19 protein-coding genes are annotated in these 23,679 nt (G+C 72.1%); 9 read left to right on the forward strand and 10 right to left on the reverse strand.

Annotated features, from left to right (window positions below; all coding sequences use genetic code 11):
- Nucleotides 1-36: 36 nt before the first annotated feature.
- From F6W97_RS09485 to F6W97_RS09495, 3 genes are read right to left on the reverse strand one after another with little or no spacing between them, the layout of a single operon-like run.
- Nucleotides 37-1,011, reverse strand: a complete 975-nt coding sequence (locus F6W97_RS09485; protein WP_155369832.1) for a TAXI family TRAP transporter solute-binding subunit — start codon at nt 1,009-1,011, stop codon at nt 37-39.
- Nucleotides 1,005-1,433 (reverse strand): roadblock/LC7 domain-containing protein, encoded by a 429-nt coding sequence (locus F6W97_RS09490; RefSeq protein WP_155369833.1) that lies wholly within the window; start codon nt 1,431-1,433, stop codon nt 1,005-1,007. Before F6W97_RS09490 ends, F6W97_RS09485 begins: the two co-directional genes overlap by 7 nt.
- Nucleotides 1,430-3,856, reverse strand: coding sequence for a sensor histidine kinase (locus tag F6W97_RS09495; RefSeq protein WP_196279038.1), 2,427 nt, complete (start codon nt 3,854-3,856; stop codon nt 1,430-1,432). Before F6W97_RS09495 ends, F6W97_RS09490 begins: the two co-directional genes overlap by 4 nt.
- Before the next feature lie 345 nt (nt 3,857-4,201).
- Between F6W97_RS09495 and F6W97_RS09500 the strand changes: the two genes are divergently transcribed.
- Together F6W97_RS09500 and F6W97_RS09505 are read left to right on the forward strand one after the other, a co-directional pair.
- On the forward strand, nt 4,202-4,684 hold the full coding sequence (locus F6W97_RS09500) for a COG4315 family predicted lipoprotein (RefSeq protein WP_196279039.1): 483 nt from the start codon (nt 4,202-4,204) through the stop codon (nt 4,682-4,684).
- Nucleotides 4,685-4,809: 125 nt separating this feature from the next.
- Nucleotides 4,810-6,477, forward strand: coding sequence for a PQQ-dependent sugar dehydrogenase (locus tag F6W97_RS09505; protein ID WP_155369836.1), 1,668 nt, complete (start codon nt 4,810-4,812; stop codon nt 6,475-6,477).
- Between the two features lie 67 nt (nt 6,478-6,544).
- On the opposite strand, the gene F6W97_RS09510 is transcribed toward F6W97_RS09505, so the two are convergent.
- Together F6W97_RS09510 and F6W97_RS09515 are read right to left on the reverse strand one after the other, a co-directional pair.
- Entirely contained in the window at nt 6,545-7,576 is a 1,032-nt protein-coding gene (locus F6W97_RS09510) for an OmpA family protein (protein WP_196279040.1), read from the reverse strand.
- 2 nt (nt 7,577-7,578) lie between these two features.
- Entirely contained in the window at nt 7,579-8,355 is a 777-nt protein-coding gene (locus F6W97_RS09515) for a helix-hairpin-helix domain-containing protein (protein WP_155369838.1), read from the reverse strand.
- A 186-nt stretch (nt 8,356-8,541) separates the two neighbouring features.
- Between F6W97_RS09515 and F6W97_RS09520 the strand changes: the two genes are divergently transcribed.
- Complete coding sequence (locus F6W97_RS09520) at nt 8,542-9,024, forward strand: MaoC family dehydratase (protein WP_155369839.1); 483 nt, start codon at nt 8,542-8,544, stop codon at nt 9,022-9,024.
- An 8-nt stretch (nt 9,025-9,032) separates the two neighbouring features.
- Here the strand turns inward: F6W97_RS09520 and F6W97_RS09525 are convergent, their stop codons facing one another.
- Nucleotides 9,033-9,236, reverse strand: a complete 204-nt coding sequence (locus F6W97_RS09525) for a hypothetical protein (protein ID WP_155369840.1) — start codon at nt 9,234-9,236, stop codon at nt 9,033-9,035.
- A gap of 107 nt (nt 9,237-9,343) precedes the next feature.
- Nucleotides 9,344-10,339, reverse strand: coding sequence for a coiled-coil domain-containing protein (locus F6W97_RS09530; protein WP_456236808.1), 996 nt, complete (start codon nt 10,337-10,339; stop codon nt 9,344-9,346).
- 444 nt (nt 10,340-10,783) lie between these two features.
- Between F6W97_RS09530 and F6W97_RS09535 the strand changes: the two genes are divergently transcribed.
- Both F6W97_RS09535 and F6W97_RS09540 read left to right on the forward strand, forming a co-directional pair.
- Entirely contained in the window at nt 10,784-13,795 is a 3,012-nt protein-coding gene (locus F6W97_RS09535; RefSeq protein ID WP_155369842.1) for a putative bifunctional diguanylate cyclase/phosphodiesterase, read from the forward strand.
- A 10-nt stretch (nt 13,796-13,805) separates the two neighbouring features.
- The gene (locus tag F6W97_RS09540) at nt 13,806-14,528 is read left to right on the forward strand and encodes a helical backbone metal receptor (RefSeq protein ID WP_155369843.1); all 723 of its coding nucleotides are present in this window, start codon (nt 13,806-13,808) and stop codon (nt 14,526-14,528) included.
- A gap of 91 nt (nt 14,529-14,619) precedes the next feature.
- Here the strand turns inward: F6W97_RS09540 and F6W97_RS09545 are convergent, their stop codons facing one another.
- Nucleotides 14,620-16,062: a carboxylesterase/lipase family protein gene (locus F6W97_RS09545; protein WP_155369844.1), complete on the reverse strand. Its 1,443-nt coding sequence runs from the start codon at nt 16,060-16,062 to the stop codon at nt 14,620-14,622.
- Nucleotides 16,063-16,230: 168 nt separating this feature from the next.
- The gene (locus F6W97_RS09550) at nt 16,231-17,877 is read right to left on the reverse strand and encodes an FAD-binding dehydrogenase (protein ID WP_230686527.1); all 1,647 of its coding nucleotides are present in this window, start codon (nt 17,875-17,877) and stop codon (nt 16,231-16,233) included.
- A 153-nt stretch (nt 17,878-18,030) separates the two neighbouring features.
- On the opposite strand from F6W97_RS09550, the gene F6W97_RS09555 reads away from it, so the two are divergent.
- The 4 genes from F6W97_RS09555 (at nt 18,031) to F6W97_RS09570 (ending at nt 22,987) form a co-directional block, all read left to right on the forward strand.
- Nucleotides 18,031-19,608: a SigE family RNA polymerase sigma factor gene (locus tag F6W97_RS09555; RefSeq protein ID WP_155369846.1), complete on the forward strand. Its 1,578-nt coding sequence runs from the start codon at nt 18,031-18,033 to the stop codon at nt 19,606-19,608.
- Nucleotides 19,609-19,890: 282 nt separating this feature from the next.
- Nucleotides 19,891-21,465 carry a SigE family RNA polymerase sigma factor gene (locus F6W97_RS09560; RefSeq protein WP_155369847.1) on the forward strand — a complete coding sequence of 525 codons (1,575 nt, stop codon included), beginning with the start codon at nt 19,891-19,893 and terminating at the stop codon, nt 21,463-21,465.
- Between the two features lie 101 nt (nt 21,466-21,566).
- On the forward strand, nt 21,567-22,532 hold the full coding sequence (locus F6W97_RS09565) for an isopenicillin N synthase family dioxygenase (RefSeq protein ID WP_155369848.1): 966 nt from the start codon (nt 21,567-21,569) through the stop codon (nt 22,530-22,532).
- A 107-nt stretch (nt 22,533-22,639) separates the two neighbouring features.
- On the forward strand, nt 22,640-22,987 hold the full coding sequence (locus F6W97_RS09570) for a YegP family protein (protein ID WP_230686528.1): 348 nt from the start codon (nt 22,640-22,642) through the stop codon (nt 22,985-22,987).
- A 147-nt stretch (nt 22,988-23,134) separates the two neighbouring features.
- Here the strand turns inward: F6W97_RS09570 and arfB are convergent, their stop codons facing one another.
- A complete protein-coding gene (gene arfB, locus F6W97_RS09575; protein ID WP_155369850.1) occupies nt 23,135-23,560 on the reverse strand; it encodes an alternative ribosome rescue aminoacyl-tRNA hydrolase ArfB in 426 nt (141 codons plus the stop codon).
- Between the last annotated feature and the right edge of the window lie 119 nt (nt 23,561-23,679).

The following is a 23,679-nucleotide window of genomic DNA, read 5'->3' on the forward strand; positions in this document are numbered from 1 at the left end:
GGGTGGGGTGGGGTCCGGTGAATCCGCGCCGGCGGATCAGGACACTCCGTAGAATCGCTTCGCGCCCGGGTGCAGCTCCAGCGGCGACACCAGCGGTGCGATCTCCCGGCTGAAGTTGCCGCCCTCCGGGTGCACCGCGGCCAGCTCCGACTGGTGGTCGAAGAGCAGCTGGGTGAGGCGGTACGCGACCTCCTCGGGCATGTCGACCGGCACCACGACGAGGTTCGGCACCGCGATCGTGTCCACTTCGGCGGTCAGCCCGTACATGCCCTTCGGGATGGCGCCCGGGGCGTAGATGTCGGGATACGCCTTGCTGATGGCCTGGCCCAGCTCGTCGAGCGGGACCAGGGTGAACACGCCCGGCGACTGGTCGAACAGGCCCTGGATGCCGGTGGTCGGCAGGCCCGCCGAGTAGAACATGGCGTCGAGGTCACCGGCGCGCATCGAGTTCGTCATCTGCGACAGCGACGCCGACACCTGGCTGATGTCGCGCTTGAGGTCCAGGCCGGCGACGGTGAGCAGCCGTACGGCCACCTCCTCGCTGCCGGAGTTCTGCGGCCCGGTGCCGACCTTCTTGCCGCGCAGGTCGTCGATGGACTTGATCCCCGCGTTGCGGCGCACGACCAGGTGGGTCTGGCCGTTGAAGACCCGGGCCAGCGCCCGGAACTGCACGGGCTTGCCCTCGAACAGGCCCTTGCCCGCGGCGGCGTCCGCGGCCACGTCGGCGAAGGTGAACGCGATCTGCACGTCGTCGATCGCCAGCCGCTGCAGGTTCTCGCCCGCGCCGTTGGTCGGCGGGGCGAGCGCCTCGTAACCGGGCAGGTGGCGGTTGATCAGGTCGGCGTAGCCGCCACCCACCTGGTTGAACACCCCGTTGGTGGGGCCGGTGCCGATGGTCAGGGTGCCGCCGTGCCAGGCCGGTGCGGCCTCTTCGGCGTCCGCCGAGCAGGCGGCGAGCGCCGGCCCGAGCAGCACGCAGAGCAGCAGGGCCAGCCGGCGGCGCCTCACCATTGGCCGTCCACCCGCGCCTCCGGCTCCAGGGCGTACGCGACCCGGTGCGCCAGCAGCGCCGTCTCGTAGCCGATCTGGCCGAGGTCGCAGCCGGGCGCGGCCACCACGGCGAGGAATGCGCGGTCGCGGACCGCCATGATCAGGAGTACGCCCTCGTCCATGTCCACCACGGTCTGGCGCACCTGGCCGCTGCTCAGGCAGCGCGCCGCGCCGATGGTGAGGCTGGCCATCCCGCTCGTGATGGCAGAGAGCTGGTCGGACAGGTCCTGACGAAGCCCGTCCGAGTGGGCGATCGTCAGGCCGTCCACAGAGACGGCCAGCACGTAGGTGACGTCGGCGATCCGTTGGGCAAAGGAGGTCAGCAGCCAGTCAAGGCCGCCGACCTCGTCGGTGCCGGCGAGTTGCGCGGGGTTCTGAGTCATCGGGTGCTTTCCTTCGTTGCTGGCGGGGCTGACAAGCGCTGCTCACGGGCCAGTTCGCGGTGAGCGGCCGCGATACCGCCCGCCAGACCGGACAGCCGGGCCCGGACCGCTTCGGGGTCCAGCAGCCCGGAACTGTCGGTCCGGGAGGGGGTGGTGGCTGCGCCGCCGGGCGGGGAGAGGTCGGCGGGGCGGCGCTGGGGCAGGCCGGAGGGCAGTAGTCGGGGTTGTTCGGTGGGCGCCTGCCGGACCGCGGGGATCGCCTGGGTCGGTGCGTCGCCGACCTCCGCGAAGGTGGCGGTGGCCGGAGCGGGCGTAGCGGGGGTGTCGAGGGGTGGACGGACGGTGGGGTGGGGGACGGACGGTGGTGCGGAGACGGGCGGTCGTGCGTTCGCGATGGCCGGGCGGGCGCCGGGCCGGCGGGTGCGCAGGGTTTCGCCGTCGGGCAGGCTGCCGTTGCCAGACGACACTGTCAGCCTGCTCACGGCGCTGTGGGACGGGGCGAGCAGTGCCGTCGGCAGCAGCACCAGCGCCACGGTACCTCCGCCGGGGCTGCTGCGCAGCTGCACCGTGATCCCGCGGCGGCCGGCGATCCGGGCGACCACCAGCAGGCCCATGGTGCGGGCCAGTTCACTGGTCAGCATGGACGGCCGGATCAACCGCTCGTTGATCTCCTGCAGTTGTCCGGGCGGCATGCCGATGCCGGCGTCGAAGATGTTGATGGTGAGGCCGTCCACGCCGCGCCGGGTGGTGACCAGCACGCGGCTGTTCGGCGGGGAGAAGTCGGTGGCGTTCTCCAGCAGCTCGGCCAGCAGGTGCACGACGTCGCCGACGGCGTGCGCCACGACGCACAGGTCCGCGATGGAGTTGGTCTCCACCCGGGCGTACTGGTCGATCTCCGCGGCGGCCGCGTGCACGACGTCGACCAGCAGCTCGGCGTTGACGAACCGGCGGCCCGGCTCACCGCCGGCCAGCACCAGCAGGTTCTCCTCGTTGCGGCGCATGCGGGCGGCGAGGTGGTCCAGGGCGAACAGCTTGGCCAGCGAGGCCGGGTCGGTCTCGCCGCGCTCGAACTCGTCGATCAGGTGCAGCTGTCGCTGTACCAGGGTCTGGCCGCGCCGGGACAGGTTCACGAACATCTGCGAGATGTCGTGGCGCAGCATGGCCTGGTCCGCGGCCAGGCGCAGCGCCTGCTGGTGCAGGTTCGCCAGCGCCGCGCCGACCTCGCCGATCTCGTCGTTGGGGCCGGCTAGCGCCTTGGCGGCCTGCTCGTTGGAGGCGCGCACCAGGCGGCGCACGGTCTCGACGCCGGGGGCGGAGGAGACCTCGGCGATCGCGGCGGGCAGCTCGCCGCTGGCGATGTCCATCGCGGACCGGCTGAGCCGGCGCAGCCCGCGGCTGGTGCGCACGGACAGCAGCACCGCCACGCCCAGCGAGACGGCGATGATCAAGGCGGACGCGCCGCCGCTGGTCAGCGCGTCGCGTTCGGCGGCGGCGTGCTGCCGGGCGGCCTCGGCCTCCAGCGAGCCGATGACCTCCAGCTCGAACAGGTAGAGCCGGCGCAGCGCGTTGGACTTGGCGACGAACCAGGCGTCCGGGTCGACGTCCAGGCCGGCGGGCGTGCTGTCGGCGGTGAGCGCTCCCTCGAGCAGCACGCGGGCCTTGTCCACGTCGGCGCCGCGGACGACCTCGCGGTAGCGCGCGGCCAGCTGAGGGCCGGCCACCCGCTCGAACTGCGCCACGCGTTCGGTCTCCGCGCCGTGCAGCTCGCCGAGTTCGGCCAGCTCGCCGTCTTCGAACCGGCCCCTGGCGAAGACGGTGCGCAGCAGCCCGCGCTGCTCGGCGGAGTGGTGCTCGACGGCGTTCAGCGCGGCCACCGTCTCGGTCAGCGCGCTGAGCCTGGCGTCGGTGGGCGCGGCGGCCAGCGCCTCGCCGACGGCGAACATGCTGTGGGTCAGCTCGTCGTACACGGACTCCGGGGAGGTCTTGACGGCCGGCTCGCCCTTGGGCGGGAACTGGGCCAGCTCACGCAGCCGGGTCAGCTCGGCGAGCGCGGCGTCGGCCTCGTCGACGAGCCCGCGGATCTCCGGCGCGACCCGGGCCGCGACGGGCACGGTCGCCCGGTATCGGGTCGCCGCCTCGTCGGTGCGCCGCCGCTGTGCGGTGAGCAGCAGCTCACCCGCCTTGCCGCCGCGCTGCAGCAGCGCCTCGGTCTCCGACAGCTCCTGTTCGAGCTGGTGGTTCAGCTTGACCGTGGCGGTCAGCGCCTGGGCCACCGCGCCGGAGGACTCGGCCTCGGCTGCGGCGTCCATGGCCGACGACGTCTGCACGCTGCCCAGCACGCCGACGCCGATGGTGGCCACGGCGATGGGCAGGAGCAGGCGTAAGCCGATGGAGCGACGGGGACGGCGTCGTGCCGTGACCATCGGAACATCGGCTTCCTGGACGTATTGGGGTGCCCACGGCGGTGCGCCGCCGGTGACTGCCATCGCCTGTGCCTCTCGACTGTTCGGTGGGACTCCCATGAGAGTTACGGGCAACAACCTTCACCACAACCCCCGAAACGTCCACCGGATGGACACATCGGTGTCATATGACGACACGTTCAGCCCTCGACAGCGTTGTCGGTGGTCGTTGCGGCTTCAACTTACTTATATCCGAATTGGATTCATATCCTCCGGATGGGCGTGTTCTGGCGCTTTTCACCTGTGGAAAGTCCCCCGGTCACTACGCTTTGTGACAATGTCGGATCCGCCAACGGGGTGGCACCAATGTACGTACGCCGATTCGCTCTGCTCGCCGCCGTGATCACCGCAGGGGCCCTCGGCGCCTGCGCCGAGAGTGTCACCCCGCCTGTCGCGGGTAAACCGGGTGTGGCCGTCACCCCGGTGGCCGCCTCGCCCACGAAGGCCCGCGCCGCGGTGCGGGTCGCCAATGTGGGCGGCCGCAAGGCCCTGGTCGACCAGGACGGCCGCACGCTCTACGTCTTCCTCCGCGATGCCAAGGGCAAGAGCGCCTGCCTGGACAAGTGTGCGGCGACCTGGCCGCCGATGGTCGGGGACGCGGTCAACGGGGAGGGCGTCGACGGCTTCCTGCTGTCCACTCACACCCGGCCCGACGGGACGGTGCAGACCACGTACCGCAACCTGCCGCTCTACCGGTTCGGCAACGACAAGCCGGGCGACGCCCACGGGCAGGGCATGGACGGGGCCTGGTTCATGCTCGACGAGAACGGCGAGATGTACCAGTGGTGACCGGCCGCCCGTCGCTGTGAATTCGCTGCCAACCGGCGCGACGCCGGGCGTGTAACACCTGCCGCCCGGCGTCGCGCCGGTAACCTTGCCCGAATTCGCTGACTTGTCTGCGATGTGGGGAAGATATGAAAAACAGGCGCTTTCTGATCACCGCGACCGTGGTGGCCGTCGTGCTGGGCGGCATCGGCTACCTCTCCTTCCGGCAGGCGTACAGCAGCGGCGCGCCGCTGCAGCCGGCCCGGCCGGTGCGCACGCTCGGCGCGCCGCTGCCCGGCGCACCCGCCGTCACCGAGCCGCGCGCCGACGGGCACCTGGTCAGCGGCGCCGACGTGCACATGGAGAGCGCGCCCATGCCGACCCGCAAGGACGGCAGGAAGGTCAAGCACGTCTGCACCGAGTGGGAGATCTGGTCCGTCGAGCCCGCCGAGCGGGTCTGGCACTCGCCGTGCGTCGACGGCCCGCAGCTGGTCCACGCGCACCTCGGCGACGGCGTGTTCGACAACTCCTTCGCCGCCCGCCGCGACCTCGTCGCCGACCGCGAGTACGACCTGCGGGTCCGCTACCGCGACGCCAGCTTGGACAAGGTGAAGCGGTGGAGCCCGTGGGGCTACCGCGCGTTCCGCACCATCCCGCAGCGGGCCCCGCTGGCCGGGGCCGGCACCTGGCACGTGCGCCAGGACGGCTACCGCGTCGAGGAGGTGGCCGGCGGCTTCCAGCTGCCCGTGCACCTGGCCATGGTCCCGGGGCACACGGGCGACCCGGCCGCGCCGATGTTCTACGTGACCGAGCTGTACGGCCAGATCAAGGTCGTCAAGGGCGACCTGAGCACCGGCGTGTACGCCAGGAACCTGCTGAACTTCAACCCGCGCGGGACGTTCCCCGGCACCGGGGAGAAGGGCGTCACCGGCGTCGTCGTCGACCCGGACAACGGCGACGTGCTGGCCTCGGTGCTCTACGAGCGCGACGGCGTGCACTACCCGAAGGTGGTCCGCTTCTCCAGCAAGGACGGCGGCCTGACCGCCGCGAAGCAGACGACCCTGCTGGACATGCCCGCCGAGCCGCAGTCGGCCGCCCACCAGATCTCCCAGCTGACCATCGGCCCCGACGGCAAGCTCTACGTGCACATGGGCGACGGCATGCTGGCCTACACGGCCAAGGACCTGAACTCGTTCCGCGGCAAGATCCTGCGGGTGAACCTGGACGGCAGCGCGCCGGCCGACAACCCGTTCTACGACGACGGCGACGGCATCACCGCCCGCGACTACGTCTACGCCTCGGGTTTCCGCAACCCGTTCGGCGGCGCGTGGCGTGCCGACGGCAGCTACTACCAGGTCGAGAACGGCACCGCGATCGACCGGCTGTCACGGGTGGACAAGGGCGTCGACTACGGCTGGGACGGCACCCGCGACAGCATGCTCAAGCCGAAGCTCTACATCTGGGAGCCGTCGACCGCGCCGACCTCGATCGCGTTCATCGACCCGGACGTGCACCACGGCTCCGGCTTCCCGAAGAGCAAGCACGGGCACATGTTCGTGGCCGAGAGCGGCCCGACCTTCGCCAGCGGCCCGCAGGACAACGGCAAGCGCATCGTCGAGTTCACCTTCGACGGCGGCAAGGTCGGCAAACCGAAAACGCTGCTGGAGTACAACGGCACCGGCAAAGCCAGCGTGGTCGGCCTGGCCGCCGGCCCCGACGGCCTCTACTTCACCGCCCTCTACCCCGACGCCGACACCACCTCCCCCGACGACCCCGCCGCCAAGATCTACCGTCTGCGCTACACCGGCGCCGAGTAGACCTCGAACGAAGGAAGGGCGCCTTCACCACGCTATGCGTTGTGGAAGGCGCCCTTCTTGACGTGCGTCAGGGGAGGACGATGAACTCGACCCGCCGGTTGACGGCTTGGTTGGCCTCGGTGGTGTTGGGGCGGGCGGGGCGGCTCTCGCCGTAGCCCGCCGAGGTCAGCCGGTCGGCTGCGACACCCTGCTTCACCAGGTAGTCCAGCACCGTCTTGGCGCGGGACCGGCTCAGCGCCAGGTTGTCCGCGGCCGTGCCGTTGCTGTCGGTGTGACCCTCGATCCGCACCTTGACCTGCGGGTTGGCGGTCAGGATGCGGGCCGCCTCGCCGAGCGCGGCGCGACCCGCCGCGGTCAGCGTGGTGCTGTTGTCGAGGAAGGTCACCGCGGGCAGCTTGACCAGCTCCTGCTGGACCTTCGCCACCTCGGTGCGGTCGGCCACGACCGAGCCGGACTGGGCGGCGGCGGCCGTCACGGCGTCCTTGGTCGCCTGCGAGGCGAGCGTGCCCGCCAGCGACAGGTTGCCGTCCCGCAGCTCCACCGACACGTCCTTGGCGCCCTGGCCGAACGCGGAGACCACGTTGGCCAGGCCGTCCAGCCCGGCGTCGGAAACACTCGGGTCGACCTTGAGCTGGTCGTCCACCGGGCGGGTGCCGGCCAGGAAAGCAGCCGCGTCGACCAGCCGCTTGCGGGACTCCTCGGTGGGCACCGTGCCGGTGAGCGTGGCCCCGCCGCTGGACACGGTGAGCACCACCGTCGGCGGGGTGGCCGTCGCGGTCGGGGACGGCGACGGGGCCGGTGCGGCCACCGCGGGCACGTCGGCGACGGCGACGCGTACGCCTTCCAGTCCGCGCACGATCGCCAGCGCCCGGTCGGCCTCGTCGGCCGAGGCCGCCTTCAGCGTGCCGTCGCGCCCGATGAAGCCGACCTCCACCGCCGGCAGCCCGGCGGCCCGCAGGGCCTGCTCGGACCGGGAGGTCAGATCGTCCTGGACGGTCTCCCGGATGGGCAGGTGCTGCGCGGTGACGATGCCGGCCAGGCCGAGCACCGCGACCGCCAGCCCGACCACCGGGTGGAACCTGCGAGCGTTGTCCGCCATGCTCATTCCCGTCCCGTGTCGCGGCCGGCGACGAGGCGGCGCTGCAGGTCGGCCAGACCCTCCTCGTCACCGTCGGCGAGCAGCTGGGCCTGGCGCGACCAGGTGAGCAGCGCGGGCGCGAAGTTGAGCCCGCCATCCTCGATGGCCTTGCGCAGGGCGTCGTTGTCGGCTGCGGCGACCGCGGCGTACGTGCCCATTCCGGCGGCCGTGAGCGCGGCCTCCATCTTGGGCCCGATGCCCTCGATGCGCTGCAGGTTGTCCCCGGCGGCGACCAGCATGTTCTCGATCGGGGTGAGGGTCGAGGCCTCGACCTTGAACGCCTTGTCCTGGGCGGCCTCGACCGCGGCTTCGACCGCGTCGTCGGGCTCGTCGGCGACGGCGACCGGCTCGGCCACCGCGGCGACAGCGACCGGCTCGGCCGGTGCGGCGACCGGCTCCGGCTCGGTGACCGGCTCGGGCTTGGCGATCGGGGCGACCAGCGACACCGGCCGCTGCTGCACCTCGATCTCGTCGTCGGCGGGCGCCGCCGGGGCGGGCACGGCCTTCTTCGACGACTTCTTGGCGGCCTTCGGCTTCTCGGCCTGGGGCTCGTCGGCCACGGTGACCGCGGCGACCGGCGCGGCATCCGCCACGACCGGGGAAGACGGGGCGGCGGCCGCGGCCGGCTGCTCCGCCGGGGTGGACTTGCCGCGCCTGCTGAACAGCAACCAGCCCACCAGCAGGCCGAGCAGGAACGCTGTCAGGATCATGAGGAGCGACTGGCCGATGAACCAGGCCACGAAGACCTCCAAAGTGAACGCGCGAGACAAACGCGCTTGCGGAAGGATTGCTGCTCGTCTCGCTGAGGCGAGCCGACGAGCTCGAGGCAGCTTCGCACACCCCGCGGACATCCGACTCATCGCATCGGCTGGTTGTGGCACCTGCACCGGTCACAAAAGCGCGGGTGTCCGCATAGGATCACGGCTGTGCCGCAGACCGTGACGCATGTGCGCGACCTCGCCGACGTGGTCGGCAGCTTCCTGGGCCACAGCGCGTGGCATGAGATCACCCAGCGTCAGGTGGACCTGTTCGCCGAGGCGACGTGGGACGACCAGTGGATCCACACCGACCCCGAGCGCGCCGCGAGCGGGCCGTACGGCCAGACCATTGCGCACGGCTTCCTCACCATGTCGCTGACGCCGACCCTGCTGGCCGAGATCTGGCGGGTCGAGGGCGTGGACATGACCGTCAACCAGGGGCTGGACAACCTGCGGCTGCGGGCCCCGGTGCCGGTCGGCGCGCTGGTGCGGATGGGCGCCGACCTGCTGTCCACGCGTACCCGGCCGAAGGGCTTCGCCGAGGTCGTGGTGCGGCTGACGTTCGAGCTGGAGCACGCCGGCCGGCGGCAGCGCGCGGCCACCGCCGACCTGACCATCCTGCTCCGGGAGGCGGCGGCCGTCCCGCTCTGATCAGCGGTTCAGGAGGGGTCGCCCTGCCAGCGGGCGTCCTCCTCCTCCCACTGCTCGTTGCGCTCCTTGACCTTCGTCAGCGCCTGCTCGGCGCCGGCGGGGGAGGGGTACGGGCCGAGCAGGAACTTCGACGGGCACTTGTCGTCGCCGTGCTCGACCCGGTTGTGCTTGATGCACCAGAAGTACTGGGGCGGATCTCCGACGTTCGTCATGCCATCACTGTGCCCGTTCGCGGGCCCGCTACGCCACCGATCCGCGACAAGCCGGGGGATACGGCAAGGGGCGCCCTCCGCCGGAGGACGCCCCTGGTGTCGCCAGGTCAGAGCATGGAGAGATGGACGTGGTTGGTGTGGTCCCCGGCGGGGTTGTCACCGCAGTTGGAGCCGGCGGAGTCGTAGGTCTTCCACCCGCCGTTGATCCAGATCTTGCAGTACCAGATCACGTACATCACCCCGAGCCGGCTCGCGTTCTTGATGAAGAACGACGCCAGGTTGTTGCCGTAGGTGCGGTCGCCGCCGCTGGCGGAGTAGTTGGTGAAGCCGCCGGTGGCCGAGGCGAAGTCGCAGGCCCGGCCCTTGGGATGCTCGCCGCCGCCGCCGGAGCGGTGGCAGGAGACGTAGCGCTTGAAGCCGTTGGCCTTGGCCTGGTTCATCGCCCACAGGGTGCGCGGGGTGATACAGCCGCTGGTGGTCGGGTCGTTGACCGAGCAGCTCTCGCTGGGCCAGGACCCGTTGGCGTTGCGCGGGGCGGGCTTGGCCAGCGGTGAGTTCGGGTTGATGTAGCCGGTGGAGTCGCGCCCGTCGACCGCCCGCAGGGCCGCGTCGGCGGCCTTCTTGCGCTTCTCCATGTTCTTGACCGCGTCCTGCTGCAGCTTCAGCTGGATGTCGATCGCCGCCTTCTTCGCGGTGATCTCCTGCTTGTGCGTGCGGTAATCGTTGAGCCGGGCCTCGTCGCGCTGGGTCATCCGGTCCATGGCGTTGGCCTTGGTCAGCAGCGATCCCGGAGAGGTGCCGTTGATCATGAGGCTGACCATGCCGAGCCGTCCGGTCTTGTAGGCCTCGGCGGCGTACTGGCCGACGAACACGCGCAGCTGCTCCAGCTCCGACTCGGCCGCGGTCAGCTCGGCGGCCAGCGCCTTCTGCGAGGCCTGGGCCGCCTCCAGCTCCGCCTGCGCCTCCAGGTAGCCCTTGGCCGCCGCGTCCAGGTTCTCGCGCAGCTTGGCGAGCGTCTTGGAGTTGCCCTCGTTGGGCTCCGCGAACGCGGGCGCGGCCGGCGACAGCCCGCTGACCACCAGGAACACGGCAGCCAGCAGCAGGGTGAGGTAGGCGGCGCGTCGTCGTCGGGTGCGCCGGTGGGGAGTCCGCGGTGGTCCGCCGTCCAGGCGGTCCGCCGGGACGACCCACTGGCGCAGGGGCACGGTGGGGGTCACGGAGGTGCTTCCTTCCGTCGTTCGCCGCGCGGGGGGCTCGGCGCGTCGGCGGCACTGCTGGGGGAGCAGCGGGCCGGGCGGCCGTGCCGTCGTCGGGGATGCGCGACGGTGGCTTCGGCAGATCTTTATGTGAGACAGCCTCGGTGCCGTAGGGGCAGGCGGTCAGAGTACCCGGTACTCACGGGGGCGCTCAAAACGATCGACGAACGTGCACCGCTTTGCCCGAATCGTAGGTTTTCGCGTTGCCCCGTCAGGGAACCGGCCGCGTAATAGTGTTATCCGGAGGGAATTGTGTCGTCTCGCGCCGTTTCAGTGCTCTTCACGGCCTGGATGGTGCTGCTTGGCGTGCTCTACTACGTCATCAGGCCGTGGCAGGTCGGGTTGTGGGCAGCGCTCGGGCTGAGCGGCGCGGCCGCGATCGTCCACGGCGTGCGCCGCAACCGGCCGCGCCGACCCCGTCCGTGGTACCTGCTGGCTGGGGCGTTGCTGCTGTTCGTCCTCGGGGACCTCTTCTCCGCCCTGCTCAACAGCGACTACCTGGCGCCCTACGACGTGCCGTTCCTGGTCGACATGGTCTACCTGGCGATGTTCGTCGTGATGAGCATGGGCCTGATGGGTCTGGCCCGCTCCGGCTGGGCGATGCGCGACCGGGCCGGCGTGCTCGACGCGGTGACCCTGATCCTGGGCCTGGGCCTGCTCGCCTGGATGTTCATCATCGAGCCGCGCTTCCGTACCCCCGGCTTGACGGCGGTGGACCAGATCGCCGCGGTCGCCTATCCGCTGGCCGACCTGCTGCTGCTGGCGATGGTGGTGCGGATCGTGCTGGTCGCGCGCTGGAGCGCGCCGGTGGCGCTGCTGGCCGCGGGCGGCGTCGGCATGTTCGTCAGCGACAACCTGCACCTGTTCGCCCGGCTGGACGGGTTCTGGCACATCGGCGGGTCGCTCGACGTCGGCTGGATGCTGCTCTACTGGGGCTGGGGGCTGGCCGCGCTGCTGCCCTCGATGGTCTGGCTGACCGAGCCCCGCCCCGCCCCGACCGCGGAACTCAGCGGGCGGCGGGTGGTGGTGCTGGGGTTGTCGTCGTTCATCCCGCCGATGGTGCTGCTCTTCCAGGCGCTGCGGGGGCCGGTGCGCAACGCCGAGGGCATCGCGCTGCTGTGCATCGCCATGTTCGTGCTCGTGCTGATCCGGCTGCTGGACGCCATGCGCATCCACCGCCAGGCGCTGGCCCGCGAGCGGATGCTGCGCGAGGCGGGCGTCAGCATGGTGGCCGCCACGGACATCGCCCAGGTCTCCGACGTCGTACGCGACACGGCCACCGGACTGATGCCCAGCCACGCCGAACACCGGGTCATCCTGGCGGTCGAGGGCAACGACCGGGCTGCGGCCGGAGCGAAGCCGCCGGACGGGTCGCCCCGCCCGGCGGTGCTATGCCGCACCGGCGAGCTGTCCCCGGAGCACGCCCAGGAGCTGGCCGGCTTCGACGCCGTGCTGAGCTGCCCGCTCGCGCCGGCGGACGGCACCTCGGGCGGGCACAGCATCGGCACGCTGCTGGTCGCGGCCGAGGAGGACGTGCTGCAGACGCTGCAGGGCACGATGGAGGTGCTCGCCCTGCAGGCGGCGCTGGCGCTGTCCCGGATCATGCTCAACGACGAGGTCAACCGGCGCGACAGCGAGGCGTACTTCCGCGCGCTGGTGCACAACACCGCCGACGTGATCATGATCGTGGGCGGTGACGACGAGATCCGCTACTGCAGCCCGTCGGCGGCGGCGATGTTCGGCCGCGAGGCCCTCGAAGGCAACCACCTGCTCGATCTCGTCGTGCCCGAGGAGCGCGAGCGCAGCGCGGGATACCTGCTGCGGGCGCGGCAGGAGCGGCGCGGCGAGACCACCGACTGGACCGTGTGGGGCTTCGGCGACCGGCGGCTGCAGGTCGAGGTCTCCAGCCGCGACCTGCGCGAGGACCCGGCGGTCGCCGGTCTGGTCATCACGCTGCGCGACGTGACGCAGCGGCGGCGGCTCGAACGGGAGCTGACGCACCGGGCGTTCCACGACTCGCTGACCGGACTGGCCAACCGTGCCCTGTTCATCGACCGGGTGACACTCGCGGTGGACCGGGCCCGCCGCAACGGCTCCATCGCCGGAGTGCTGTTCATCGACCTCGACGACTTCAAGGACGTCAACGACACCATGGGCCACCCCGTCGGGGACGAGCTGCTGACCGCGGTGGCCGAGCGGCTCAAGGGCGTGCTGCGCCCCCACGACACCGCCGCGCGCCTGGGCGGCGACGAGTTCGCGGCGCTGATCGAGGACTCCACCGGCACCGAGGCGATCGAGGCGGTCGCCGAACGGGTGGTGCGGGCGCTGTCGCTGCCCGTGCCGGTGGGCGACCAGCGGGTGCCCGCCGGGGCCAGCATCGGCGTGGCCACCACCCGGCACGCCGACGACGGCGACGAGTTGCTGCGCCACGCCGATCTCGCGCTCTACTCGGCCAAGGGCGAGGGCAAGGGTCAGTGGCGGCGCTACCAGCCGGCCCTGCACGAGGCGCTGGTCGAACGGCTCCAGCTGAAGGCCGACCTGGACCGGGCCGTCGCCGAGGAGGAGTTCAGCCTGCGCTTCCAGCCGGTCGTCGGGCTGACCGGCGACGGCACGGTGGGCTTCGAGGCGCTGGTGCGCTGGGAGCACCCGAGTCGCGGCACGCTGCCGCCCGGCGAGTTCATCGGGCTGGCCGAGGAGTCCGGGCTGATCGTGCCGATCGGCACCCAGGTGGTGCGCCAGGCGCTGGCCACGGCGGCCCGGTGGCCGAGCCGGGCCGGGTTGAGCCCGTACATCAGCATCAACATCTCGGCGCGCCAGTTCCGCACCCCCGGCGTGGTCGCCGACCTGCTGCGCGAGCTGGACGAGGCGGGCCTGCCCGCGCACCGGATGATGCTGGAGATCGTCGAGACGCTGCTGCTGCACGAGGACGAGGAGGTCTGGGCCGACCTGGCCGAGCTGCGCGAGGCCGGGGTACGGGTGGCCATCGACGACTTCGGCACCGGCTACTCGTCGCTGAGCTACCTGCGGCAGATGTCGCTGGACGTGGTGAAACTCGACAAGTCCTTCGTCGGCGAGATCGCCGTCTCCGCCCAGCAGCGGGCCCTGGTCGAGGGCATCGTGCGGCTGGCCAACACGCTCGGGCTGGAGGTCATCGCCGAGGGCATCGAGACGCAGGAGCAGCGCGACATCCTCGCCGACATCGGCTGCCCCTACGGCCAGGGCTACCTGTTCAGCAAGCCGCTGCCCGGCCCGGAGACGTTTCCCTGGCTGGTCGACGACCTCGACGACCCGGCAGCGCACTAGGGTCGGGCGGGTGCGGATCGTCTCCCTGGTGCCGTCGCTGACCGAGGCCGTCGCGGCGACCCTGCCCGGGGCCCTGGTGGGCGTCACCGACTGGTGCACCCATCCGGCCGGGCTCGACGCGGCGCGGGTCGGCGGCAGCAAGTATCCCGATCTCGACCGGGTGCTGGCGCTGCGGCCGGACGTGGTGCTGGTCAACGTCGAGGAGAACCGCGAGCAGGACGCCGACGCCCTGCGGGCCGCGGGCGTCGAGCTGTACGTCACCTACCCGCGCACCGTCGACGAGGCCCTCGACGAGCTGGGCCGCATGCTGACCGCGCTCGGCGCGACCGCCGAGCCCGCCTGGCTGACCACGGCCCGCGCCGCCTGGGCGGGCCTGCCGACCCCGACAGTGCCCCGGTGCGCGATCGTCCCGGTCTGGAGGAGGCCCTGGATCGTGCTCGGTGGCGACACCTTCGCCGGGAACGTGCTGCGCCGCCTCGGCGTACGCAACGTCTACGACGACGCGCCCGATCGCTACCCGCGCCCGTCCCCCGACGAACTCCACGCGCGAGACGCCGACCTCGTGGTGCTCCCCGACGAGCCCTACGCCTTCACCCGCGCCGACGGCCCCGAAGCCTTCCCCGGCAAACCCTGCGCCCTGCTCTCCGGCCGCCACCTCACCTGGTACGGCCCCTCCCTCGCCGAAGCCCCCGCGCTGCTGTCCGCCCAACTCGCCGAAGCACACCCCGCCTGACGGCGTGCAGTTTCGGGGAAACTGCGCGAATGGACCTTCCGATACCTGCACATTCCCCGAAACTGCATTCGGCCCCGGCGCGCCGGCGGCGTCAGGTCCAGGAGCGGAGCTCGTCGTCGTTGGGGGCGTGGATGAGGCGTGAGGTGGGGGCGTCGAAGCGCATGACGGGGCGGGTGTCGTTCCAGGGGGTCCAGCCCGGGTCGCCGGTGGTGGCGAAGTCGATCCAGGCCCGGTGCATCGTGTCGGCCAGCTCCTGGGGTGGGTTAGGGCCGGACAGGGGCAGGCCGTCGGGGGTGCCCAGGGTGTCGAAGACGAAGCCGATCTCCAGGGCGTGGCAGGCGCCCAGGCGCTCCATCGGGGACGGCCAGGCGAACTCGTACAGCCAGGTGCTGCCCGGCTCCCGGGCGTCGGCCAGCAGGTTGAGCGGCCGCCGCAGCAGCCGGTCGGTGGCGATGACGCCGAGCAGCTCGCCCGGCGAGGCCTCCGGCCGGGCCGCCCGGTAGGCCCGGGCGGTGCGCGCCCGCACCCGGAACTTGGCCAGGGCCAGCCGCAGCGTGAGCCGGTTGATCCGGTCGACCAGGCCGGTCGGCACGAACCACAGTCGGTACTCCTCGGCGTTGTAGCCCAGCAGCACGGGAATGTCCGCGCCCGCGCCGTCGTGCAGCGCCACCATCGGGTCGCGGGGCAGCACGTCGCCGTCGACGGCCAGGGTGAAGCCGTTGCCGTTGCCGATCGGCGGCCCGCCCCGGGTGATCGAGACCTGCGCGGCCAGCAGCCGGGCCCGGTCGACCCGTGCGAACGCCGCGGCGGTCGCCGGGATCTTCAGCCGCTTTGCGATGAGCCTCGTGGAGCGGCCCGCGGCCTCGGGCGGCTGCGCGGCCGGGGCCCCGCTCTGCAGCACGGCCCGGTGGAACAGCCCCTGCGCGAGCGGGCTGGTCAGCAGCGCGCCGATGGAGATCGACCCGGCCGACTCGCCGAACACGGTCACGTTGGCCGGGTCGCCGCCGAACGCCGCGATGTTGTCGCGTACCCAGGTCAGCGCCGCGATCTGGTCGCGCAGGCCGAGGTTGGCCGGGGCGTCGGGGAACACGCCGAAGCCCTCGATGCCGAGCCGGTAGTTGATCGACACGAGCACCACGCCGTCGCGGGCGAAGTGGTGCCCGGAGTACGCGGGCAGGCAGTTCGACCCGTTGCGTAGCGAGCCGCCGTGGATCCACACCAGGACGGGACGGCCCACCGCGCCCGCGGGCGCCCACACGTTCAGGTTCAGGCACTCGTCGCCCGGGATCGACGGGTCGGCCAGCAGCCGGTCCATCGGCGGCGGGAACGGCGCCTTCGGCGCGGTCGGCCCGTACGCCAGCGCGTCGCGCACGCCCGTCCACGCCGTCACCGGCGCGGGCGCGGCGAACCGGTGCTCGCCGAAGGGCGCTGCCGCGTACGGGATGCCCAGGAACACCGCGACCCCGTCGTCGACCCGCCCCCGCACGCGCCCGTCCCGCGTCGCGACCACGACCCCCACAGCCGTCTCCGTCATCCCCGCATTCTCCCGCCCCCAGCGAAAGGAAGGGCACCTTCTTAACGCTTTGCGTAGAAGAAGGTGCCCTTCCTAACCAGCCAGGTGCGCTACGCAGGCGGAACGTGCGGGCGCGGAGCAGGCCGCGGGAAAGGGGGCCGTGGCCGGGTGTGGTCGGCCACGGCCCGGTCACACGGCCGCGGCGGCGGCGCGGCCCGCCTGGCGGCCGGAGAAGATGCAGCCGCCGAGGAAAGTGCCCTCCAGCGACCGGTAGCCGTGCACGCCGCCGCCGCCGAACCCGGACACCTCGCCGGCCGCGTACACCCCGGGCAGCGGCGTGCCGTCGGCCCGCAGCACCCGGCCCTCCAGGTCGGTCTCCAGCCCGCCGAGGGTCTTGCGGGTGAGGATGTTGAGCCGGACCGCGATCAGCGGCCCCGCCTTCGGGTCCAGCAGCCGGTGCGGCGTCGCGACCCGGATCAGCTTGTCCCCGCGGTAGTTGCGCGCCCCGCGGATCGCGGTGATCTGCAGATCCTTGGTGAACGTGTTGGTCAGCTCCCGGTCGCGCGCCTCGACCTGGCGCTGCACGTCGGCGAGGTCCAGCAGGTCCTCGCCGGTCAGCTTGTTCATGCCCGCGACCAGCTCGGCCAGGGTGTCCGCGACGACGAAGTCCGCCCCGTTGCGCTTGAACGCCTCGACCGGGCCGGGCGCGCCGGGCAGTGCCCGCTTGAGCACCTGCCGCACGCTCTTGCCGGTCAGGTCCGGGTTCTGCTCCGAGCCCGACAGCGCGAACTCCTTCTCGATGATCTTCTGGGTGAGCACGAACCAGGTGTACTCGTGCCCGGTGCCCATGATGTGCTCCAGCGTGCCGAGCGTGTCGAAGCCCGGGAACAGCGGCACCGGCAGCCGCTTGCCGGTCGCGTCCAGCCACATCGACGACGGGCCCGGCAGGATCCGGATGCCGTGCTTGTCCCAGATCGGGGCCCAGTTCTCGATGCCCTCGGTGTAGTGCCACATCCGGTCGCGGTTGATCAGGTTGCCGCCCGCGTCCTCGGTGATGCCCAGCATCCGGCCGTCGACGTGTGCGGGCACGCCGGACAGCAGCCGCTGCGGCGGGGTGCCCAGCCGCTCCGGCCAGTTGCGCCGCACCAGGTCGTGGTTGCCGCCGATGCCGCCGGAGGTCACGATCACCGCCTGCGCGCGGAAGGAGAAATCACCCACCTGGGTACGCGAACTCGCCTCGCCCCGCGCGGCCGAGCTGGGCTCCAGCACCGCGCCGCGTACGCCGTCGCACACCCCGGCGGTCAGCGTCAGCTCGTCGACCCGGTGCCGGAACGCGAGCGTGACCAGTCCCTTGTCCACCGCGGCGCGGACCCGGCGGATGAACGGGGCCAGCACCCCGGGCCCGGTGCCCCAGGTGATGTGGAAGCGCGGCACCGAGTTGCCGTGCCCGTCGGCGAGGTAGCCGCCCCGCTCGGCCCAGCCGACCACGGGGAAGAAGCGCACACCCTGCGCGTGCAGCCAGGACCGCTTCTCGCCGGCGGCGAAGTCCACGTAGGCCTGCGCCCAGCGGCGCGGCCAGGCGTCGCACTCGCGGTCGAACCCGGCGCTGCCCAGCCAGTCCTGCAGGGCCAGCTCGGGGGAGTCCTTGATGCCCATGCGCCGCTGCTCGGGCGTGTCGACCAGGAACAGGCCGCCGAACGACCAGAACGCCTGGCCGCCGAGCGACGCCTCGGGCTCCTGGTCGAGCAGGATGACGCGCTTGCCGGCGTCGGCCAGCTCGGCGGTGGCGACGAGCCCGGCCAGCCCGGCTCCGACCACGATGACGTCTGCGTCCACGCTGCCACTCTCCTGGATACACGGCGATGTGACCGGCAGCATAGCGAACGCGAAACTCTTTCGTTTAGCTCGCCACCCGCTCGCGGCGGGCTGCCGGATGATGACCCTCAACCCGGCAGGGCCCCGCCGCGTATTGGGGAGCGGAGGTGGCGGATGGACAGGTACGACGGTTTCCACGAGTTCGTGGTCGCCAGGGGCGGCGCGCTGTCGCGTACGGCGTTCCTGCTGACCGGGGAGCACCACGCGGCGGAGGACCTCGTGCAGTCGGCGCTGGCCAAGGCGGCGAGCCGCTGGCGGCAGATCGTGGAGTACGGGCAGCCCGAGGCGTACATCCGCCGCATCATGATCAATGAGCAGATCTCGTGGTGGCGCCGACGCCCGGCGCGGCCCGTGGCCGACCTGCCCGACCTGCCCGGTCCCGACGAGCCGCACCGGATCGTGGACCGGGTGGCGCTCGGCGAAGCGCTGGACACGCTCTCGCCCCGCCAGCGGGCGGTGGTCGTGCTCCGTTTCTACGAAGACCTGTCCGAGGCGGACACCGCAGCCGTGCTCGGCTGCTCGGTCGGCACCGTGAAGAGCCACACCCACCACGCGCTGGCCAACCTGCGGCGCGCCCTGCCGCTGTATGCCGAGCAGGCCGGCCAGTACGCCGACGCGCCCGCCGCCCTGGTAGCGGCACGCCGACGCCGCTCCCGCCGGGCGGCCGTGGTGGCGCTGGCCATCGTGCCGCTGCTGCTGACTGCCCTCTGGTATGCCGTGCGCGACCCCGCCGACGTGCCGCCGCCCGCGACGGTGCCGCCGTCGGTGAGCCCGGTGTCGCTGCCCCGGCTGCGTCCGCGTCCGGAGCAGCCGACCAGCGTCGGCAACCTGCCTGCGGATCGTGGCATCGGCGGCGCGTCGCTGCTGCTGGCGGGATCCAGTCCGGGCCTGGTGCAACTGGTCGGCGGCGACGGCGGTCTCTACCACCACTTCGTGCCCGCCGAACAGCTCCTCAACGCCCCGGCTCTGTCGCCGGACGGCCGGTGGCTCACCTGGACGACCGCACAGGCGACGATGGTGCGCGACCTGACCGACACCACGGTGCGCGAGCTACCACCCTCGTCCGGCGCGCCGTTCTGGTCACCCTCCGGCGGCTGGTTCCTCATCCCGGCCACGCCCACCCGGGGCGACCTGCTCTACCGCATGCCGGACTGGGCGGCTCACCCGCTCGCGCAGGCCGCACCGGAGCACATGACCTGGGCCGTGCTGGACAGCGGGGAGCTGCTGCGCTCCGCTCGGGCGGTGAGCCCCACCGCCGCCGCGTTCGTGCTGGCAGAGCCGTTCACCGGCGCGGTCCGCCAGATCAGGGTGGACGCTGCCGGGCTGCTCGGTGCGGGCGAATCCATCACCGCCCCCGCTGCGGTCCTGCCGACGCGGATCGACGTTCAGATCGGTGTCGGCGTGGCCGCCTTCCGGGTCGTCCGCGAGGAGCCGGTCGCCGGCACGTCCGTCGGGCAGTCCGTGATCGAATTCTCGACCGTGGACGGCCGGGTGCTGCGCCGCATCGACCTGGTGCCCGACATCGTCGCCTGGGTGCTCTGCTACCAGAGCGGTGATCTGCTGTGGACCGACGGCGTGAACCTGCGCCGCAGGCCGGCGGGTGCGGACCACGACGAGGTGGTGATGCCGCTCGACCCGAGCGCGGCAGTCCACCCGCCCGGCTGCCGGGAGGGCGGGCAGATCGCGGCGTGATCTTGCATGGTTCGGGTTCGCCAGGCCGTACGCGGACCGGCCACGTCCCCGCAACCGCCGGGATGAGGTCGTCATCGCCCTCAGCGGCGAGCACGAGATCACCCACACAGGTTGCCTGCGCGCGGCTACCCGCCGGGGATGACCTGACGGAAACCGAGCCACCCGGTGGCACGGTGCGGCCGGTCGCTGCCGTGCCTGACGTCTCGTTGCCCGCCGCGGATTGCCGCACGGTGACCTCCAACCCGTGAAGGGCGCGCTGCGTCATGGGGACGGAGGTGGCGCATGGACAGGTATGACGGGTTCCACGAGTTCGTCGTGGCGCGGGGCGGGGCGCTGTCGCGGACGGCTTTCCTGCTGACGGGGGAGCATCACGCGGCGGAGGATCTGGTCCAGTCCGCGCTGGCCAAGGCGGCGGTGCGGTGGCGCTGGCTGGTGGAGCACACGCAGCCGGAGGCGTACATCCGGCGCATCATGATCAACGAGCAGATCTCGTGGTGGCGCAAGCGGCCCGCACGCCCGGTCGCGCAGGTGCCCGAGCGGGCCGGTCCCGACGAGCCGGGCCGGGCTGTGGAGCGGATCGCGCTCGGGCGGGCCCTGGACACGCTCACCCCACGCCAGCGTGCGGTCATCGTGCTGCGTTTCTACGAGGATCTGTCCGAGGCGGACACCGCCGCGCTGATGGGCTGCTCCGTCGGCACCGTGAAGAGCCAGACCCACCTGGCGCTGGGTCACCTCCGGCGGGCGTTGCCGCTCTTCGCCGACCGGGCGGGGGAGTACGCCGATGCAGATGCCGCCCTGGCCCTGGCGCGACGCCGCCGGACCGGCCGGGCGGTCACCGCCGTGCTGGTGGCTGTGCCGATGCTGGTCGGCCTGCTCTGGTTCGCCTCGCGCGGCCCCGACACGGTGCCTCCTCCGGTGACCAGCACGCCATCTGGCATCCCGGCCCCGGTCAAGCCGTTACCCGCGCTGCCGTCCCGGCTCGATCCGAACACGCGGAGCGAGCCGCTGCCCGACGACCGCGGCCCCGGCCCGGCGGTGCTGCAGGTCCATGACGACCAGACATCGGCAGGGCCCCGGGCGTCGCTGGTCATGGTCGACGGCCGCCACTACTCGGTTCCCGCGCCCGAATCGGGTTTCGTCAGCGCGCCCTCGCTGTCGCCGGACGGGCGCTGGCTCACCTGGTCGACGCGTACGGCGACGACGGTGCGCGACCTCACCGGCACGCAGATACGCGAGCTGCCCGCCACGCTGACCGCACCGCTCTGGTCGCCCGGCGGCGACTGGTTCCTGCTGCCGGCGCGGGCGGGCACCGGCGAGACGCTATATCACCTGCCTGACTGGACGGCCCGTGACCTTCCTGCCGTGCCATGGGACCGGGCGACCAAGGTCGTGCTGGACAGCGGCGAGCTGCTGCGGTCGGCAGGCAGCCCCACGACGACCTCCGTCCCGCTGGAGGTGGTGGACCCGTCGACGGGTGCCGTCCGCGCGATCACCGTCGACGCGACCGGCCGGATCGAGACCGGTGAGTCGATGCGCAGCTGGTCAATCCTCGCCGCCCCCGGTGACACGGCCGGGGTCGAGGTGCTGGGCGCAGGTGGGTCGGCCGAGGTGACGGACGTGCTCCAGTTCTCGACGGTCGACGGCCTGGTGCTGCGCCGGATCTCGCTGCCGAAGCGTCACCTGGGGTTCCCGCTCTGCTTCCGGGGTACGGATCTGCTGTGGACGGACTTGGCGACCATCCGCCGGGCGCCCGCGCCAAAGGACCTCGAACTCCTGATGCAGCTCGACGATCCGATGCACGTCGTGGAGCCCGCGGGATGCCGACGTTCCACGCAGCTCAGCTCGCTCGGTTCCTGACTCCGCCGGGCCGCCTTCCGCAACCGCGCGGGGCGGCCCGGCGGCGACCGGGTGGAGGTGCGTCCCCTCCTCGCTGAGCCGCGGCCTGCCAGAATGGCGGCATGAGTGGATCTCTGCCGATCATCGACCTGTCCGCGGATCGCGCCGTCGTGGCGGCGGGGATCCGGGCGGCCTGCCGCGACAGCGGGTTCTTCTACCTGACCGGGCACGGCGTCCCGGACGAGCTGCTCAAGCGGCTCGACGCGGCGTCGCGGGAGTTCTTCGCGCTGCCCGAGGACGAGAAGACGGAGATCGCGATGGCCCGCGGCGGCCGGGCCTGGCGTGGCTTCTTCCCGGTCGGCGGCGAGCTGACCTCCGGGCGGCCGGACCTCAAGGAGGGTCTGTACTTCGGTGCGGAGCTGCCCGCCGACGATCCTCGGGTGCTGGCGGGGCTCCCGCTGCACGGCGCCAACCTGTATCCGCGTCAGGTGCCCGAGCTGGCCGCGGTGGTGCCGGCGTACCTGGCCGCGCTGACCGCGGTGGCGCAAGAGGTGATGCGCGGCGTCGCGGTGAGCCTGGACCTGCCCGAGGACTACTTCGCGAGCGGGTACACCGCCGACCCGACGGTCCTGTTCCGGGTCTTCCACTACCCTCCGTCGCCGGCCGGGGACGACGGCTGGGGCGTCGGCGAGCACACCGACTACGGCCTGCTCACCCTGCTGGCCCAGGACGACAACGGCGGTCTTCAGGTGCGCACGCCCGGCGGCTGGGTCGACGCGCCGCCGGTGCCTGGCACGTTCGTCTGCAACATCGGCGACATGCTCGACCGGCTCACCGGCGGGTACTACCGCTCGACCCCGCACCGGGTACGCAACGTCAGCGGCAACGAGCGGCTGTCGTTCCCGTTCTTCTTCGATCCGGACTTCTCGGCGGCGGTGCCGCCGCTGCCCGGCCGGGCGCGCGAGGGCGCGGACGGCCACCCCCGCTGGGACGGCCAGGACCTGCGCGTCTTCACCGGAACCTACGGCGACTACCTGCTCGGCAAGGTCGGGAAGGTGTTTCCCGAACTGCGCGGCGAGGTCCTGTGACCGTCTCTTCGCCCAACGGTGGACATTCTGTTCACCATCAGGACAACCACCGTCCATCTCGGCGGGAAAGGGTCGGGTGATCGGCTCACCGACCGCTGGAGATGACGTTGACCGCTCGGTTCGAGTTCTACGAGCGGGCGAGCGCCGGCGTCACCTGGCGGCTGCTGTCCAGCAACAACCGTGATCTCGGACGGTCGGGTGTGGGCTTCCCCGACGTCGACGCCTGCCTGCGCGCCGTGGACGAGGTGCGCGCCGCGGCGACCGAGGCCGAACCGGTGATCCACCGGGTGAGCCGGCTCGCCTGGGCGTGGCGGCTGGAGGCCGGGCCGAGTGCGGTCGCCGTCGCCAGCCGTGCCTACCAGCGCCGGGTGCAGGCCCAGACGGCCTGCGACCTCTTCCTCCGCCTGGCCGCCGAAGCCCCCGTCAACACCGACGTCCGCCAAACCCGCAACTGACCCACCACCGGGGCTCCCACCTGCCGCAACTCTTAAAGAGTCGCGGCCACAGGCGCCCGCCGAAGCCGCAACTGTTTAAGAGTTGCGGCAGGGGCGCGGCGTGGGCGCGGCGTGGGCGCGGCGTGGGCGCGGCAGGGGCGCGGCGGGTCAGTCGTGGGAGCCGCGGCGGAGTTGTTTGATGGCGGAGCGGTGTTTTTTCGACTGCAGGCGGCGCTGTTTGGCGCCTTTGCTCATCTTGGTGGGGCGGCGGGGCGGCGGCGGGGGCGCGAGCGCGTCGCGCAGCAGGCCGGCGAGGCGTTCGCGGGCGGCCTCGCGGTTGGACAGCTGGGCGCGGTGTTCGCTGGCGGCGACGGTCAGCACGCCCGCGGTGAGCCGGTTGCCCAGCCGTTCGAGGATGCGCAGCCGGAGCTCGTCGGACAGGCTGTGGGAGCGCTCCACGTCGAATGACAGCTCCACCCGGCTGTCGGTGGTGTTGACTCCCTGCCCGCCCGGCCCGGAGCTACGCGAGAAGCGTTCACGCAGCTCGCTGTCCGGTATCACGAGCTCATCAGTGATCTTCAGGTCCTCGGCCACGGTGCTGCGCACCCCCTTCCGGTGTCTTTTCGTGCCCGCCGATCATGCCGTACGGAGAGCGCGTTCACGGCACGGTTTTCCGCACCGACCAGTCTAGCCATCGATGGCAGACGAAGTTG

The organism is Catellatospora vulcania (genome assembly GCF_009720385.1).
Classification (GTDB): Bacteria; Actinomycetota; Actinomycetes; order Mycobacteriales; family Micromonosporaceae; genus Catellatospora; species Catellatospora vulcania.

What these genes read in the sequence shown, in the direction of transcription:
- F6W97_RS09485 (WP_155369832.1), bottom strand. Translation starts at nt 1,011, where the DNA reads ATGGTGAGGCGCCGCCGGCTGGCCCTGCTGCTCTGCGTGCTGCTCGGG.
- F6W97_RS09560 (WP_155369847.1), top strand. Translation starts at nt 19,891, where the DNA reads ATGGACAGGTATGACGGGTTCCACGAGTTCGTCGTGGCGCGGGGCGGG.
- F6W97_RS09555 (WP_155369846.1), top strand. Translation starts at nt 18,031, where the DNA reads ATGGACAGGTACGACGGTTTCCACGAGTTCGTGGTCGCCAGGGGCGGC.
- F6W97_RS09535 (WP_155369842.1), top strand. Translation starts at nt 10,784, where the DNA reads ATGGTGCTGCTTGGCGTGCTCTACTACGTCATCAGGCCGTGGCAGGTC.
- F6W97_RS09495 (WP_196279038.1), bottom strand. Translation starts at nt 3,856, where the DNA reads ATGGTCACGGCACGACGCCGTCCCCGTCGCTCCATCGGCTTACGCCTG.
- F6W97_RS09505 (WP_155369836.1), top strand. Translation starts at nt 4,810, where the DNA reads ATGAAAAACAGGCGCTTTCTGATCACCGCGACCGTGGTGGCCGTCGTG.
- F6W97_RS09500 (WP_196279039.1), top strand. Translation starts at nt 4,202, where the DNA reads ATGTACGTACGCCGATTCGCTCTGCTCGCCGCCGTGATCACCGCAGGG.
- F6W97_RS09510 (WP_196279040.1), bottom strand. Translation starts at nt 7,576, where the DNA reads ATGGCGGACAACGCTCGCAGGTTCCACCCGGTGGTCGGGCTGGCGGTC.
- F6W97_RS09565 (WP_155369848.1), top strand. Translation starts at nt 21,567, where the DNA reads ATGAGTGGATCTCTGCCGATCATCGACCTGTCCGCGGATCGCGCCGTC.
- F6W97_RS09490 (WP_155369833.1), bottom strand. Translation starts at nt 1,433, where the DNA reads ATGACTCAGAACCCCGCGCAACTCGCCGGCACCGACGAGGTCGGCGGC.
- F6W97_RS09525 (WP_155369840.1), bottom strand. Translation starts at nt 9,236, where the DNA reads ATGACGAACGTCGGAGATCCGCCCCAGTACTTCTGGTGCATCAAGCAC.
- F6W97_RS09545 (WP_155369844.1), bottom strand. Translation starts at nt 16,062, where the DNA reads ATGACGGAGACGGCTGTGGGGGTCGTGGTCGCGACGCGGGACGGGCGC.